The following is a 16638-nucleotide window of genomic DNA, read 5'->3' as shown; positions in this document are numbered from 1 at the left end:
TTGCTCGCGAATACGGTGTGCCATTCAACAATCATGGTGGCTGATCTACCGCTTTCGCGAGCAAGCTCGCTCCCACAGGGGGTCATCGCATGGGTCAGAAACCCACGTCCAGCACCACATTGTCCAGATACGTCCCCGCCGGCGGCGTGGTCTGGTCGGTGTAGATTTTCGCGTTGTAATTGAAGATCTGGCTCCCGGTGCCCAGACCATTTCCTGGATTGACCTCGGCGTCAGTGCTCGACCGGCGCGCACTGCCGACACTGCCCCAACGAGTAGTCCCGGCGCTTTTGAAGATGTCGTAGGCCAGATAATTGCTCCCGGAAATCATCCGCCGTCGACCGCCGACACTGACCGGGTTCTGCCCGTCGCTCAAACCGACGGTGTAGGCGCTGCCCTTGGTGCAGGCCAGATTGATCGTCTGCCCGGTCACCGGAGTAAAGGCGCTGATCACCGGCGCGCTGCCAAAGGCAATGTTTGGCGCGGTAATCGTGCAGTCGTTGGACACGGTCAGGTTCACCGTCAACGTCGCCGTACCGCTGTTGATGTCGCGCCCCAGGCAAATACTGCCGGCACCGATCCCGGAGCAGTAATTCCAGTTCCAGAAAATACTCAGGGTTTCCGTGTAGACCCCGGCGGCAACGTTGCTGCCAATGGTCGTGCTCAGGTACAGCGGCACGGTTTTCGGGGTGGTGCCGTTGAGCAGCCCCAAGGCGTCGATGATGCCGTTGCGGGCGAAGTCGAAGGCGGTGCCACGGGTCACCGGGTAGCTGGTGCTGTTATTGGCGTAGATCGTGTAGCCGATGACATCGCCGGTTGGCCCGAGCAAGCCGCTCTGGGTCGAGGTAATGGTGGCGTAAAAGTGATCATTGCTGGTCAGCAGGGTCAGCAGCGAACCCGTACAACTCAACCCGGCGTTGAGCGTGGAACTGGGCTGCGTCGTGGTGCGCACGGCAATCGAACTGATCGAACCAAACGCCGCCGCAGTGGTACTGACCACCGAACACAAGGCCTGTGCCGCCCCAGGCAGCAGCAGCGCCAGACACAGGCAAATCCGCGCCGCGCTCATTGACACACCAACGGGCCGATCAGCGGCACCTGGCTTTGCTGCATATCCACGTCGAATCGCGTCTTGCAGGTCTTGCCGTCTGCCAGCGTCACCAACAACGAGTTCTGTGCCTGCAGGTTTTCCAGGTAGACCAGGCCATCCCAGCCAACCACCGTGCGCGCCCCGCTTTGCTCGTGCAACACGCCCGCGCCCAATGGCAGTTCACGTTGCTGCGCGTCCACCAGCACGATACTCGCAGCGATCACCCGACTCAGTGGAAACTCCAGCAAATACCCGCTGCCCCGGCGCACGGCGATGCGCTGCTCGACGTTGGGGCTACGCACGTTGGCGGGCAGGTTCAGCGGATCGATTTCATATTTGCCGCGGTAATAGGCGCTGCTCCAAGGCACCAGCAGATGGCCGTTCTTGTCGGTTTGACCGACCTGCTGGTTTTCGTAGCGCACTGGAATGTCGGCAAAGCCGTCGGTACTGACCACCACAAACGCATCGTCGATACGATTGGCCGCGAACACCTGGCGATCCATCCACACCAGCGAGCCACTGGCATCGGCCCAACGGGTTTCGGCGTCTGAAGTGCCGTAGACCCCCGGCCTGCAATTGCACCGATTGCAGGCGCCAGGTGAGGTCGGCCTGACGATAATCGGGGCCATCACCCTCGGCGTAGCCCAGATTGAAACCGACCCCGCCCTCGGTCGGCACCGAACGACTGTAATTGACCCGCTGCTGACTCTGCCCGGTCTTGCTGCGCTCGCTGCTGATTGCCAGGCTGCCGCGCAGATCGAACGGAATCACCAGTTGCGCCTGCACCGCCCAGTGGCTGTCGCCCGATCTCGCGGTTGGCCGAAAGGTAGAAACTGCTGTTGCGCCACAACGGCTTGCTCCAGCTCAGGTTGAGCAGGCGCGTGCGCGAATCGTCCGCCGCGCGCACGTCGAAATAGCCGGCACCGAGCTGCCCCAACGGTCGAGGTTGACACTCAGGGTCGCCTGCTCGCTGCGCCGGCTGAGGCTGATGTAAGGCGTGTCGATCACACTCAGGTCGGCGTATTGGTCGCGGCGTTGCAAGCGTTGCCAGGAAAAACTGTAGCGCTGGCTGCTGTACTGATAACCGAGGCTGAACTGGTTGCCCCCCTCACCTTCGAAACGGCTCTGACTGATGGCGCTGTTGAGCACGCCGAAATTGCCCAGGCGCAGGTTGCCGCCGATGCCGCCGAGGGTCAGCGAATCCGCCGCTTCGGCATGGCTTTCCAGGGTAAAGCTGTCACTGACGCCATAGCGCAGGCTGCCGGAGGTGACTCCGGTGCCGTAGCTGAAGTCCTTCAAACCGTAATCGCGGCGCAACGTACCGGCAGCCACGGAAAAATCGCTCAGGCCTTTTTGCAGCAAACTGCTGGTGACATAGAACGGCACCGTCGTCGAAACCTGCCGCCCCAGCGCATCGGTGGTCACCACCACCGCCTCGCCGGCGCCGTTGATGAACGGAATGTTGGTCAGGGTATACGGCCCCGGTTGCAGGTCGTTGCTGCTGGACTTGTAGCCGTTGATAAACAGATCTACCGAGGACGGCACCGCCGCTTCCCCAGCGAACTGCGGCAACGGATAGGTCACCAGATCCGGACGCACGGCAAAGTCCCGCGAGAACTGCACACCGCCCAGACGTACGGAGTTGCTCCAGGGCAAGGCACCGCTGATCACGTCGCCGCCTTCGTAGGTGAGCATTCGCTCGTCATCCGAGTATCGCCAGGTGGTGTCGTAGCGCAGGTAGCCGTTGTCCAGCGTACTGAGCGAATCGCCGGACAAGGTGCGCCGGTACTGCCCGGTGTTGGACAGGGTGCCCCAGCCGTCGAACAGCCGCAGCTCGTTCCAGGCCGCCAGATAGGTGCCGGCGTCATCGGTGTCATTGAGGTACAGGTCATAATTGAACAGCGCACCGAAGCTGCTCAGCGCCGGAGTGCGCGGATAGTTCTCGCGATTGCCAATGAACTGGTCCGGCAGCCACTGCGGCGGAACATCCAGCAGCAGGCGCTGACCGACACTGTCGTACTCGCTGTGCAGTCCCGGCAGGCCGTCAAGATCGACTTCGTCAGCACTACCGTCAGGCAGTTTCATCCCGGTTTCGCGTAAAGCGCTGGCCGGCAGAAACAGATGCCCGTCACGCTGCTGTACCGCCACCACCCGCCCGGTGTTCATCTGATTGACCACCAACTCCAGAAACAACTGTGCATCACTGACGGCCTCCATGCCGCTGGGAGGCGGCGGCAATTCGCCGGCCCCGGAGGGTTGCACGACCATCAGGCACCACGCGCCAGTCATCAGCCACAACGGACGCTGAATACGACGAGCCCATCCTGAGCTCATACACGCTTTACGTCCGTCAATGGACTGAGTCCTCCTGATGCCACTATTGCCAAAGCCAGTTATCTTTCTCTGGAATTTTGGCGACACGATGTAATCATTGTGGCGAGGGAGCTTGCTCCCGCTCGGCGGCGCAGCGTCGTCAGAACTGTTTGAGCGGACTACCTGACACGGCTTGGGGGCTGCTTCGCAACCCAGCGGGAGCAAGCTCCCTCGCCACAAAAGTCCACTCGGCATGGCTCCTTTTTCAGCGCTCCGGCGCAATGCTCTGCACCTGCGCCCCGCCATTGACCCGCACCTGCAGCGCCGACTCGCTCGCCAAGGGGCCCGGTGCCGGCCAGCGCATCACCGCCCCCCGGCAGCACGTAACCCCAACAGGCCCTCGGCCACCGGCATGCTTTGCCCGCCCTGTTTGATCGCCACGTCAGTCAGCCGCGCATGCACCGCGCCCTGATTGCGCACTTCGACATACGGCCGGCCGTCGACCGCCACCGTGCGCCAGCTCAATTGCGGCAGCCCCACGCCTTTGGGATCGCGCGGCCGCGTGCTGTCCTCCTTGCTCCACAGCCCCGCGCCGTAGGCAAACAACGGCACCGAATAACGCATCTGGAAGCGAATCGCCGCCGCCGTTTTGCCGCCCTCGGCAGCCGGTGGCTGAGCGCCAGGTATTTCGTCGATGATGATCCGGTAAGCCAGTTCCTGTCCCGGCGGCACATCCTTGGTTCGGGTCAGGCGCACCAGCTGTTTCTGGCCCGGTTCGATCTTCGCCACCGGCGGGCTGCCGATCACGTCGCGCTGGTTCTGATATTGCTCTTCAAAGCCGCTCTGGCTCCAGCCGAATACACGGATCTGCAGGTTGGCGGTTTCCGTGCCGCGGTTCTCCAGCCACAACGCACTGGCCTGTTGATCGGCCTCCAGCACCGGGTCGATCGGCCAGATCAGCACCGAACTGGCGGCCTGCGCATTGCCAGCCCCAAGCATCACCAGCGCCAGCATCACGCACTGCGCAATCGAATGCCGTGAAGTCACTGCCCCCATGAACCTGCTCCTTGTCGGCCATTCAAACGTCGCCTCACCACGACAGTTGCACCTGCAACACGTCGCTGTACGTCCCCCCAGGCTGATTGCCCGGCAAACTGCACCTGCCCGTAAATCGGCAGGCTGATGTTGTTCGCGTCGCTGTAAGCCACCGCCACGCTCTGACTGATGCCCAGGCTCTGGCTGTAAGCCGCATCGCGAAACAGCGTGTAAGCCACCCGCGCACTGCCGCTGTTGAGCTGCATATGCCGACCGCTGCTGTTGTACTGGCCGCCATCGACGCTCATGTTCAGCGTCACGCCCGGTGTGCATTGCAACTGCACGCCACCGGTCAGCGCCACTTGCACCGTGCCGGTACCCAGAGCCGAACTGGTACCGAAATTCAGCCCACCGTAATTCGAGACACCGCCCACCACCAGGCACCCCGGGGTGATGGTGGCGCTGACCTGAAAGCTCTGGCTGGTGGCGGCCCCCAGCGGCAGCGGCACACTGCCCGCACAGAGCAGGAGCAGCGCAGCACAGCCCTGACGGCGCATGGCATCAGAACGTCAGTTCGACAGCGACGGTGTCGGTGTACGTCCCCGCCGGCAACCCGGCCTTGCCCACCGCCTGACCATAAATATTCACCGTCTGCGCCACGCCGGTGCTGGTCGCCAGGTTGATCGTGCCGTCAATCGGCAGCAGCTGCGAATGCCCGGCATCGGTATAGAAATCGTACGGCACGTAGTTGGCGACACCGTCGTACAACGCACGTGCACCGCCCGGCGATTGACCGTCGTGGGCGCCGGCGCGCACCTTGACCACCGGCGTGGTGCCGCTGGAGCAAAGAATCGACAGCGCCCCGCCGCCACCGCCCAACACCTGCCCGCTGGCAGTGGTAAACAGGCTGTTGGCAGTACCGAAGTTCAGTGCACCGAAGTTCAGCCCGGTGGAGCCACCGGCGCCATTGACCTGACAACTGCTGATCAGGGTCAGGCTGGCGGTGATCTGGCCGGTGACCGTGGTGGCGGCGTGGGCACTGGAAACCAGCGTCAGGCCGAGCAACGACAAACCTATCCTTGATGCAAACGTGCGCATGGTGTCCGTCCTCTACGGGTTACCAGTCGAGCGTCACCGTCAGCGTGTCGGTATAGACACCTGCCGGTACCGCGCGGGTATTCGCCACCACCGTGCCAAAGACCGGAATCGGTATTTGCGCACCGCTGGTGACAGCGAAATTGTGTTGTTGGCCGATGCTGTAGCGTTGGCTGCCGGAGGCATCCAGGAACAGTTGATAAGGCAGGGTCTGGCGTCCGTTGCTCAGGCGGCGGGTGGTGCCGTCGCCGTGGGTACCGCCGTCGATGGTGACCGTGAAACCGGTGACCGAGGGATTGCAGGCCACATTCAGCTTGCCGCTGCTGTCACCGTCGAGACTGGCCTTGATGGGCGAAGTCCAGGTCGGCCCCTGCTGACCGAAATCAAGGGTGCCCAGATTGCTCACCGGAATCGCCGGGGTGGCGCTGTTGGTGACTTCGCACCCGGCGATCAGGATCAGTCGCGCGTTGATCTGCCCACTGATCGCCGCCTGTGCGTCGTCAGCAAGCAACAGCAGCGTACCCGTGGCGATGACCATCCAGTGCTTGCCTGTCATTGCGTCCGTCCCTACTCCTTCAGGATGCTTGCGTCTCCCGCGTTCAACATTGAACGCCCCTTCCCTGCGCAGCCCGCCTCCAGCGGATTGCCTGAAATCCTGCACTTACCAGGTCACGGTGACCTTCACCAGATCCGAATAACGCCCGACCTGTGGTACCTGGGCCAGACGCTCGATCCGCGCATACAGCGGCAGCTCCACGGTGCCGCTGTCCGGCACCCGACCGCTGACCGGTACGTCCACCACCAACGGCACACGGCGCGCCGCGTCCTGATACAGGTGGTACGGAATAGGCTTGCTCCCGGCCGCTCCCGCCATGTAGCGAACCTCACCGACGCCGCCGTGCAGGCCACCGTCGACACGCAGCTGATAGGGTGTGTCGGGGTTGCACTCCAGGCGTGGCAACCGGTGGTTGGTCAGCGCCGCACCCAAGGGCCCGGCCGGATCATCAAGGCGCGCGGTGCTGCCGAAATCCAGCACGCCCAGTTGTTCGATACCCGCCTCGCGCTGCTGGCCGATCAGTTGGCAACCACGCATCACGTCAACGCGGACTTCAACCTGAAGATCCGCCGCATATACCGCGCTCCCAAGTACCCCGAGCAGGCCCACCACCACACGTGCAATCACGGTCCCATTCCTTGGCAGGGAACATTCGGATGACGTTACTGTGTTTCAGGTTAGCAACAGTCGACGAATCCGCCAGTCGATTGGATCCATGGATCTTCCGGGATATGTTTCGAAAGGTTGGCAATACGACGAATTACATCGCTGCAAATAGCTGTACGTTCCACACAATGTTGTTCAGTAATCGCCCATTGTCGACAAGCCGCCATGGAGCCTGACGCCGCCTCTGGTTACACTACGGCGCCGCGCTCCCGGGCGCCGGCCTGATGACTACGGAGTGACTGCACTGTGCCCTCTCGAGCGCCCAAACGATCGCCACTGACCCAACGCTGGTCGGCGCTGCGCCGCTGGTTCGCCAAGGGCCGGCCAGCCAGTGCCGGGCATGACGCCACTGCCCGCTCGATCCAAGAATACTTCCGGCTCAAGGCTCACAGCCAGGGTTACACCCTCAGCCACAGCCAGCAGCGGGTGATCGATTGCATGGCACAACAGGCCAGCCTGTTGTTCGGTGCCAGGCCGCAAACGCCGCCGAGTCTGTACCTGCATGGTGCGGTCGGACGCGGCAAGAGCTGGCTGCTCGAAGGCTTTTTTCAGGCCCTGCCCACCGCGCAGAAACAGCGCGTGCATTTCCATGAATTCTTCGCCCGATTGCATCAGGGCATGTTCGAGCATCGCGAACAGAACGATGCCCTCGGCGTCACCCTCGATGAACTGTTACACGACTGCCGGGTGCTGTGTTTCGACGAATTTCATGTGCATGACATCGGCGATGCCATGCTCATTACCCGGCTGTTCAAGGCCCTGTTTCAGCGCGGCATTGTGTTGCTGGTGACCTCCAATTATCCGCCGGAGGGCTTGCTGCCTAACCCGCTCTATCACGCGCGCTTCAAACCGGTGATCGACTTGATCAACGCACGCATGCACGTGATGGAGGTCGGCGGCCCCCACGATTACCGCAGTCAGGCGAGCAATCATGCGCACCAGGTCTTCACTCAAGGCCATTATGTGTGGCCGGCCACCGCAACCCAGCGTCAGGCGCTGAATCTGCCGCCCGAGGATGCGCCAGCCATGGCTCTGCCGGTGGGCAGCCGCCACATTCAGGCGCGCCTGTGCGAGGCTCGCCGGGTGGCTTTCAGTTTCAACGATTTGTGCGAGCAACCGACGGCGGTGATGGATTACCTGGAACTGTGTCGGCGTTTCGACCAGTGGATCATCGACGACCTGCCGGAACTGGACGAACGCTCGATCGCCGCGCAACAGCGCTTCATCAACCTGATCGACGTGCTCTACGACCAGGACAAACACCTGACCCTGCTCAGCCGCTTGCCGCTGCGCGAGACCCTGAGCGGCGACGCCATCGATCTGGCCCGCACCCGCAGCCGTCTGGGGCAGTTGCAGGAAATCCACTGATCCCATTAATCACCACCGATTACCACTGTGGGAGCGAGCTTGCTCGCGAAAGCGGAGTGTCAGTGACGAATCACTGACTGACAGGACGCCTTCGCGAGCAAGCTCGCTCCCACAGTGGATCAGAGTGTTCTTCAGTGCAAATCCCGGCTTTGCCGTTATCATGTCGCCCATTCCGAGCGCCCGGCGCTTCTTCATTTGATAGTGAACCTCCCCATGCACACCCTTGCTCAATTGCGCGCCGGCGAGTTGTCGGGCATTACCCGGCTGGACCTGTCCTGCGGCCTGACCGAGTTCCCCCGGGAAATTTTCGATCTGGCCGATACGCTGGAGGTGCTCAACCTCAGCGGCAACGCCTTGAGCAGCCTGCCGGACGACCTGCATCGGCTGACCCGCATGCGCATTCTGTTCTGCTCGGACAACCACTTCACCGAGGTGCCGGAGTGCGTCGGCCAATGTGCAGCGCTGACGATGATCGGCTTCAAGGCCAACCGCATCCGCCACGTGTCGGGCGCTGCGTTGCCGCCGCTGCTGCGCTGGTTGATCCTGACCGACAACTGCATCGACACCCTGCCCAGCGAACTGGGCGAGCGCCCGTACCTGCAAAAATTGCTGCTGGCCGGCAATCGCCTGCAAGCGCTGCCGGCGTCGATGAGCCAGTGCCACCGTCTGGAGCTGATCCGCATCGCGGCCAACCAGTTGCGTGAACTGCCGCAGTGGCTGCTGAGCCTGCCGAGCCTGACCTGGGCTGGCATATGCCGGCAATCCGCTGGAAACCGAAGCCGACGCCGCCGCGCTGGAGGCCACGCCGCTGATCGACTGGTCGACGCTGCGTCTGCAACAGCGTTTGGGCGAAGGCGCTTCCGGGGTGATTTCCCGGGCACAGTGGCAACGTAGCGCAGACTCGTCGGTGCCGGTCGCGGTGAAGCTGTACAAAGGCGAGATGACCAGCGACGGTTCGCCGCTGCACGAGATGAACGCCTGCATCACCGCCGGCCTGCACCCGAACCTGATCCGCGTGGAAGGCCGTGTTCACGGTCACCCCGACGGGCAACACGGGCTGGTGATGCAACTGATCGACCCGAGCTTTCGCAATCTGGCGGCATTGCCGAGCCTGGCGAGCTGCTCGCGGGATGTGTATGCCGAAGATTGCCGCTTCAGTGCCGAAGTGGCGCTGAACATTGCCAAGGGCATCGCTTCGGCGGCCGAGCACTTGCATCAACAGGGCATCACCCACGGCGACCTCTACGGCCACAACATTCTGTTGAACGATCAGGGCGATTGCTTGCTGGGGGATTTTGGCGCGGCATCGTTCCATGCCACCACGGACAATCTGGAAACCCGGGCGCTGCAACGCATCGAAGTGCGGGCGTTCGGGGTTTTGCTGGGGGAATTGCTGGCGCGCATCGACTCAGGCTGAGTGCCGAGCGGCGCGAGGTGCTGCAAGCGCTGGAACAGCGTTGCTGTCAGCCGGATGTGCTGACGCGGCCGGGATTTGGCGAAGTGATCGAGGTGCTGGAAAAGCTGTGACTGACACAAATCCTGTGGCGAGGGAGCTTGCTCCCGCTGGACGGCAAAGCCGTCCCAAAAACAACGACTGCTGCGCAGCCGAGCGGGAGCAAGCTCCCTCGCCACAGCTTATCTTTGTAACAAATCAGCCCGCCAGACCGACGAACATGTCCTGCACGTCATCGTGGTTGTCGAGACCTTCCAGGAACGCTTCAACTTCAGCCATCTGCTCGGCGCTCAGGCCGCTGACCGGGTTCTTAGGCTGGTAGCCGAGTTTCGCCGACAACACCGTGAAACCTTGCTCAGGCAGGGCTTTCTGGACGGCATCGAGGTCAGTCGGATCGGTCAGGAACAGGGTCGCGCCCTCTTCACCCGGCTCGAAGTCCTGGGCACCGGCCTCGATCGCGGCCATTTCCGGGTCGGCGTCCGGGGTGTCCGGCGAAGCTTCGATCATGCCGACGTGGTTGAAGTCCCAGGCCACCGAACCGGATGCGCCCAGTTGGCCCTTGCGGAACGCCACGCGGATTTCCGCGACGGTGCGGTTGATGTTGTCGGTCACGCACTCGACGATCAACGGAACCTGATGCGGTGCGAAACCTTCGTACGTCACACGGTGGTATTGCACGGTTTCGCCCAGCAAGCCAGCGCCTTTCTTGATGGCACGGTCCAGGGTTTCCTTGGGCATCGAGGCTTTCTTGGCCTGTTCGACCACCAGACGCAGGTGTGCGTTGGTGGCGGTGTCGGCACCGTTGCGGGCAGCGATGGTGATTTCTTTCACCAGTTTACCGAAGATCTTGCCCTTGGCGTTGGCTGCCGCTTCTTTGTGTTTAACCTTCCACTGTGCGCCCATTACTCACTCTCTTGATCTGTGGCGCCGAGACATCTATTGGCCGACGCGTGGCGCCAAGTTTATACGGCCTAAAGTCGGCAATCGACCAAAAAAATTCTTTGTTGAATCGACATCTTCACCGCGACTTGTAGGGCGATTCTGAAAAGCCCACCAGCCACGACCATTAATGCTCGGGTTTTCGTACCCTCTGCCGTCCGTATTGCCCCACAGAGCCCGTATGAATGCTCAATGACCAGCAAAGCCCGTTCACCCTGACCCTGACCGACGGCCCACTGTGCCTGCCGGTCCTGCGTTTCAGTGGCAAGGAAGCACTCAATCAGCCGTTTCGTTTCGAGATTGAAGTGATCGCCCTGGCCCCGGCCTTGGCGCCGGGCAGCCTGCTGCGACAACCGGCGTTCCTGCGCCTGGGCGACGCTCACGGCATTCACGGCCTGATCCACAGTGTCAGTTGTGAGCATCGCGCCAGCCACCGCATTGGCTACCGATTGACGCTGGTGCCGCATCTGCAACGTCTGGCGCAGTCGCCGCAGCGTCGGGTCTTCGTGCAAGCGAGCGTGCCGGCGATCCTTGCGCAACTGCTCGAAGAGCATGAATTGCCAGCCGACAGTTACCGGATCGAAATGAGCGTCGGCCACTACCCACCACGGGAATTTTGCCTGCAATACGAGGAGAGCGACCTGGCCTTCCTTCATCGTCTGTGTGAGCAGGAAGGCATTCACTATCACTTCGAACATCGCCCGGACGGGCATGTGGTGGTATTTGCCGATGACAACCTGTGCCTGCCGCAAGAACCGCTGGCAGTGCCGTTTGCCGTGACCGACGACACGCCATCACCGCGCATCAGCACGCTGTTACAGCGCCATGACGCGACACCGGTCATGGCCGCGCCCGGCATTCGCAATCGGGGCCAGGCAGTCATCAGCGCAGACGCGGCCAACCACCCCGTACCTGCGCTCACACCGCTCAACCTGTCGAGCGAGCAGCGTCACACCGAACAACGCAGCCGGCGTCATCTGCAGCGCCAGCGCTGCCAGTCGCGCACGATTCGCGGGCGCAGCGATTGCAGCGCACTGCGCAGCGGACATCTGCTGCAGATCAGCGAGCATCCGATCAACGCGTTCAACGAGCAATGGCTGATCACCGAATTGCAGCATCAAGGCCAGCACCCCTCGATCCTCGATCCGACAACGGACGCGCATCGCTATCACAACGATTTCACCGCCCTGCCCTGGTCGACCGATTTTCGCCCGCCCTTGGCGCAGCCGCGCCTGAACATCGGCGGCTATCACCTGGCACGAGTGCTGGGTTCGCCTGGCCAGCCAGCGCCACTGGATGATCGCGGGCGCATCGGCGTCAGCCTGTGGCCGACTCAGACAGCCGAGTCTGCGTGCCTGTGGCTGCCGATCGCGCTGACCGGCGCCGGCCGCCTCGCCCCCCCACCAACTGCCCCGCGGCGGCAGTGAGGTGTGGGTGAGCTTCCTCGACAGCGACCCGGATCGACCGATCCTCTGCCTCGCCCATCCACGCCCGGCGCCACCGAACGAAACGCCACCATCGCGCGACGACAGCCTGTTGCTCGACTGGCTGCTCCACGGGGCCGATCCGTAAGCATCCCAGACATTGGAATTGAGTACAGCTGCCGGAAAGTGGTTGGCCGGGAGGTTGCTATCACGAGCAGGCTAACTCCTGCAGTTGGATTGGATGTGAGCAGTGGGAGGTGGGTCGGCTGTCAGGCCGCCATCGCTGGCAAGCCAGCTCCCACAGGTGGATTGGGTGTGGTCTGTTGGAAATTGGTCGGCCCATAGGCCGCCTTCGCGAGCAAGCTCGCTCCCACAAAAAAAGCAAAAGCAGTCCAGGCAGACCGCATGCTTTTCACCACTCAACAGGATGAGCGTTAGCTCGGCTGCAGCTCTTGATCTTGCCGTGCCGGCCCCATCGGCAGGCTGAGTGGAGGGGTTTATCCGGGGGTGGGAGCGCAGCGACCGTTTGGCGTAGCCAAACGCATCGAGAGGAGGTGCAGCGAAGCAAACCGTAGGCGATGCCCCCGGATGAACCCCGTAACGAAGGAACCCGAGCCTAAGCGAGGGCCGTACGCCGGGGCCAAGACCTTTGCTTCCTTTGGGGCGTTTGCCAAAGGGAGTCGCTGTAAGAGCGAAACCATAAGCCGCCGTTACCGCAGCAACGGATATGTCCCCATAAATCAAAGCCACCATTCACCCCTTGTCAGCCTTCCCCGCCGCCGCCGCAAACTTCGCCAACCGCACATCCAGATGCCGCGGCCGCCGCCCATGGTCCTCAGCCCGCTCCTTGCGCCGAATCGCATTACGCACCATCAACGACCCCAGATACCGAATCGGCTCCGGCGGAAAATACCCCAACGGCCCGTTCACCAAGGGCGAACGGGTCCACGGGTTATCGAGCCCCTGCACCAACGAGGCAAGAATCTGCCCGCCCATGTGACACGGCCCGACGCCACTGCCGGAATAACCAAAGCCATAGAACACATTGCCACTGGCGCTCATCTGCCCAAAAAACGGCAACCCGGTCACCGAACGATCCGACGGCCCGTTCCAGGTCGCATCCACCTTGACCTCGGCAAACGCCGGAAAAAACGCCCCAAAGGCTGCGCCTGAGCAAATCCGCATAGGGCGATGGCTGATCGAACACCGGCAGCATCCGCCCGCCAAACGCGAATGTGTTGCCACCCTTGCCAAGCATGATCCGGCCGTCCGGGGTGTTGTGGTAGTAGTGCACGAAAATCCGCGAGTCGAGCACAGTGACGCCACTGGTCAAACCGATTTCCTGCAACAGATCCGGGCGCGGTTCGGTGATCAGCATGTCGCTGGAAACGATCGCCACGCTGCGTTCGAATTGTGGGAACGCGCGGGCCATCCACGCGTTCATCGCCAGCACCACGCGGTCGGCAATCACGCGCCCATGGGCGGTGTGGATTCGCGCCGGGCGGCCCTCTTCCAGACCGGTCATCGCGGTGTTTTCGTGGATCTTCACGCCCAGTTGCAACGCCACCCGGCGCAAGCCGCGCACCAGTTTGCCCGGTTGCACACTGGCGGCTGCCGGCGAGAACCAGCCTTCCAGATGTTGGCTGGAACCGGCCATGCGCTGTACGTCGGCCACGGGACGCTGGGTGAACGAGTTGATGCCGTTGCGCTCCAGCGCCGCGATCACGGCGTCGGTCGAACCGACCTGCGCCTTGTTGGTGGCGGTGTACAGCGTGCCGTCGAGGCGATAATCGGCATCGACGCCGTACTGTTCGCAGAACTCGCCGATGGCGTGGATGCTGCGCTCGGATTCCTTGACCAGGCGCACCGCCTCCTCGACGCCGAACAGCCGCTCGAGGGTGAAATATTTGGCCGACCACGACAGCGCACAACCACCGTTGCGCCCACTGGCACCAGCGCCGCAGATGTCCGCTTCGATCATCAGCACGTCGAGCTCAGGGTTCTGCTGTTTGAGCATGATCGCCGTCCACAACCCGGTGTAGCCACCGCCGACGATGCACACGTCGGTGCGCACTTCACCTTGCAGCGGCGAACACGTCGGGGATGGGTCGGCCTGCAAGGCTTGCTCGAGCCAAAAAGGTCGCATGGGATTCTCCAGTCAAATAGCCACGACACAGCCTGCCGCGAGCGCCGCAGCAGGCCGCGAGGCAAGGGTTTCAGTTACGCAGGGGTTTGATGGTCAGCGGGCAATTGGGCACAGACGCGCGCGGTTCCATCACCCCGACCGGGCGGCTGTTCCAGTGCGGGATCAGCACCAGCGCCGAAAACAAGGCGCAGCCGGCGAAGACAATGAACACCGTCACCGAATCGAAGTAACCCGGCAGCAATCCGCCGAGCACCGCGCCAACCGAGCCACAACCGTTGACGAAACCGGCCGCGGTGGCACCGGCCTTGGCCTTGCCGAAGTCAATCGCCGCCGCGCCGCTGATCATCGAATCCGGTCCGTACAGGGTAAGTCCCATGACAAACAGCAGCGCCACCACCAGCATCACGCTGCCGGTGTGCAACGCGCCCATGAACAGCGCCAGGGTCACGGTCAGCGCCAGCAAGCTGAGGACACAGGCCGGCATGCGCCGGGCGCCGAACAGCTTGTCCGAGGCCAGGCCGATCATGATCGGCCCGAGCAGACCGGCCAGTTCAAACGAGGTGGGAATGATCGCCGCGCCGACCTTGCCGACACTCGGCATCTGCTCGAAGACAATCACTGGCCCCCACAACAGAATCGCGTAACGCGCCGACTTCAACATGAAGTACGCCAGACCCAGCACCAGCACCGTGCGGTTGCGCAGGATTTCCTTCAACGGCTCCCAGACGCTGAGCTTGCTGCTGGCCTCGGTTTCTTCAGCGCTCATTTCCGGCTCCGGCTCCACGGCCGGCAGGCCGACGTCTTCCGGTTTGTTGCGCTGAAAAATGAAGAACAGCAGCGCCACCGCCGCGACTACCGCGGCGCTGGATATGAACGCCGCGTGCCAGGTGCCGATCAGCGTATACGCCCACCAGCCGGCAAACGGCGAGGCCACCAGACCGCCAAACGCATAGCAGGAGCTCCACAATCCGAGCACCCGCCCGCGCTGCTGCGCCGGGAAGAAACTGCCGAGGTTCTTGCACAATCCCGACCAGCCGGTGGACTGCGCCAGGCCCTGAATCAGCATGCAAGTGGCGAAGATCGGTAGCGTGGCAAAACTGCCCATCACTAACGCCGCCGCGGCGGAAATCAACAGCCCGCCGAGCACCACGACCCTTGGGCCGAAGCGGTCGGCGAGCATGCCCCAGGTGAATTGGCCGATGGCGTAGGCCGCCAGATAGATCGCATCAAGGTTGGCCATGGCCATCTTGTCGAGCATGAAGGTCGGGTCTTCCGCGATGCCCAGTTTGGCCACGGAAAACGCTTTGCGGGTGAAGTAGAAAGCGGCGTACGCGAGCCAGGTGATAGCGAAAATCTGCATGCGCCAACGCGCAAGGGTGCCGATGTGCTTGTTCATTGTGGTTCTGACCTCAGGGTGTGAGTGTGCTGGCAGAATCGTTAAGTAAACGCCTGTGTTTTTTTATTGTTGAGCACTGCGCCAGCGCCCCGTCCCTATGGCGATAGCGGTCAGATGAGTCCTGTTATTGCACGCACAGGCTCATCGCCAGCGTTGCTGCCCGAGCGGGCAGTCAGCGCTGGCGTGAGCGGATCAAAGCAATTACTGTTTAATAAATAAAATCGATTTATCGTATTTCACACATAAGCTCAGCTTGTTGATGGAGGCTATATGTCGGTGTCCCACGCCCAGCTCAAAGCCTTTCACGCCGTGGCTGTACACGGAAGCTTTACTAAAGCGGCCGAACGGCTTTTTCTGACGCAACCGGCGATTTCCGACCAAGTGCGCAAACTGGAGGAGCGCTTCGGTGTGTTGCTGTTTCATCGCAACAAGCGTTCGGTGCGCCTGACCGATCTGGGCGAGCGCTTGCTGGCGATCACCCAGCGGCTGTTTGTGATTGAGGCTGAAGCCCAGGAGCTGCTGCAGGAATCCCAGGCGTTGCAGACCGGCAGCCTGATTCTGGCGGTGGATGCCCCGGTACACGTGCTGCCGCTGATTGCGCGGTTCTGCGAGCGCTACCCGGGAATCAGCGTGAAGATCGAGACCGGCAACACCGATGAATCGCTGTTTCGCCTGTTCAACTATCAGGCCGATCTGGCGCTGCTCGGGCGTGATGTCAGCGATGAACGTCTGCTGTGCGTGCCGCTGCGCAATGATCCAATGGTGGCGTTCGTTTCGCGCCATCATCCGTGGGCCGAGCGTGAGTCGATCTGCCTGGCGGATCTGGATGACACGCCGCTGGTGCTGCGCGAGCACGGCTCGGTGACCCGGCAGACCCTGGAAGAAGAAATGGCCGGCGCCGGGTTTCGCATCCGTCCGGCGATTCAGGTCGAAGGCCGGGAAGCGGCGCGCGAGGCGGTGGTGGTGGGAATTGGTGTGGGGGTTGTTTCGGCGGCGGAGTTCGGCGCGGATTCGCGGGTGTGTGCGTTGCCGATTACCGACTGCACCCGGCGATTGACCGAGACCCTGGTGTGCTTGCGCGAGCAGAGTTCGCGGCGGGTGGTGGCAACGTTTCTCGATATGGTGCGCGAGAGCCTGACCTGACCCACCTCCTGTAGGAG

General features: G+C 62.4%; 8 protein-coding genes and 6 pseudogenes. 4 read left to right on the top strand and 10 right to left on the bottom strand.

Annotation, left to right across the window (positions count from 1 at the left end; translation table 11 throughout):
• Positions 1-94: 94 nt before the first annotated feature.
• The 7 genes and pseudogenes from HT737_RS25650 to HT737_RS25620 form a co-directional block, all read right to left on the bottom strand.
• Positions 95-1066, bottom strand: a complete 972-nt coding sequence (locus HT737_RS25650) for a spore coat U domain-containing protein (protein ID WP_108182290.1) — start codon at positions 1064-1066, stop codon at positions 95-97.
• Positions 1063-3421, bottom strand: a pseudogene (locus HT737_RS25645) (fimbria/pilus outer membrane usher protein). The gene HT737_RS25650 and the pseudogene HT737_RS25645 overlap by 4 nt, the downstream one beginning before the upstream one ends.
• Before the next feature lie 244 nt (positions 3422-3665).
• Positions 3666-4456, bottom strand: a pseudogene (locus HT737_RS25640) (molecular chaperone).
• 34 nt (positions 4457-4490) lie between these two features.
• Positions 4491-4992 (bottom strand): annotated as a pseudogene (locus tag HT737_RS25635) (spore coat U domain-containing protein).
• A gap of 4 nt (positions 4993-4996) precedes the next feature.
• Positions 4997-5533 carry a spore coat U domain-containing protein gene (locus HT737_RS25630; RefSeq protein ID WP_007961145.1) on the bottom strand — a complete coding sequence of 179 codons (537 nt, stop codon included), beginning with the start codon at positions 5531-5533 and terminating at the stop codon, positions 4997-4999.
• Between the two features lie 19 nt (positions 5534-5552).
• Positions 5553-6086 carry a spore coat U domain-containing protein gene (locus tag HT737_RS25625; RefSeq protein WP_041068745.1) on the bottom strand — a complete coding sequence of 178 codons (534 nt, stop codon included), beginning with the start codon at positions 6084-6086 and terminating at the stop codon, positions 5553-5555.
• Positions 6087-6191: 105 nt separating this feature from the next.
• Positions 6192-6713, bottom strand: a complete 522-nt coding sequence (locus HT737_RS25620) for a spore coat U domain-containing protein (RefSeq protein ID WP_182404254.1) — start codon at positions 6711-6713, stop codon at positions 6192-6194.
• Positions 6714-6998: 285 nt separating this feature from the next.
• Between HT737_RS25620 and zapE the strand changes: the two genes are divergently transcribed.
• Both zapE and HT737_RS25610 read left to right on the top strand, forming a co-directional pair.
• Entirely contained in the window at positions 6999-8120 is a 1122-nt protein-coding gene (gene zapE / locus HT737_RS25615; protein ID WP_182404253.1) for a cell division protein ZapE, read from the top strand.
• A gap of 213 nt (positions 8121-8333) precedes the next feature.
• A pseudogene (locus tag HT737_RS25610) lies at positions 8334-9647 on the top strand (leucine-rich repeat-containing protein kinase family protein).
• Between the two features lie 124 nt (positions 9648-9771).
• On the opposite strand, the gene HT737_RS25605 reads toward HT737_RS25610, so the two are convergent.
• Positions 9772-10476 (bottom strand): YebC/PmpR family DNA-binding transcriptional regulator, encoded by a 705-nt coding sequence (locus tag HT737_RS25605; protein WP_027614601.1) that lies wholly within the window; start codon positions 10474-10476, stop codon positions 9772-9774.
• A gap of 221 nt (positions 10477-10697) precedes the next feature.
• Here HT737_RS25605 and HT737_RS25600 point away from each other — a divergent pair.
• Positions 10698-12084: pseudogene (locus HT737_RS25600) on the top strand (type VI secretion system Vgr family protein).
• 605 nt (positions 12085-12689) lie between these two features.
• Here HT737_RS25600 and HT737_RS25595 read toward each other — a convergent pair.
• Positions 12690-14082 (bottom strand): annotated as a pseudogene (locus HT737_RS25595) (FAD-dependent oxidoreductase).
• Between the two features lie 70 nt (positions 14083-14152).
• Positions 14153-15478: an MFS transporter gene (locus HT737_RS25590; RefSeq protein ID WP_182404252.1), complete on the bottom strand. Its 1326-nt coding sequence runs from the start codon at positions 15476-15478 to the stop codon at positions 14153-14155.
• Positions 15479-15748: 270 nt separating this feature from the next.
• On the opposite strand from HT737_RS25590, the gene HT737_RS25585 reads away from it, so the two are divergent.
• Positions 15749-16621 carry a LysR family transcriptional regulator gene (locus HT737_RS25585; RefSeq protein ID WP_182404251.1) on the top strand — a complete coding sequence of 291 codons (873 nt, stop codon included), beginning with the start codon at positions 15749-15751 and terminating at the stop codon, positions 16619-16621.
• Positions 16622-16638: the final 17 nt, after the last annotated feature.

This window comes from Pseudomonas sp. MD195_PC81_125 (assembly GCF_014060985.1).
Lineage (GTDB): Bacteria > Pseudomonadota > Gammaproteobacteria > Pseudomonadales > Pseudomonadaceae > Aquipseudomonas > Aquipseudomonas parakoreensis.
Note: the sequence above shows the minus strand (reverse complement) of the source record. Positions and strands in the feature narration are given on the sequence as shown.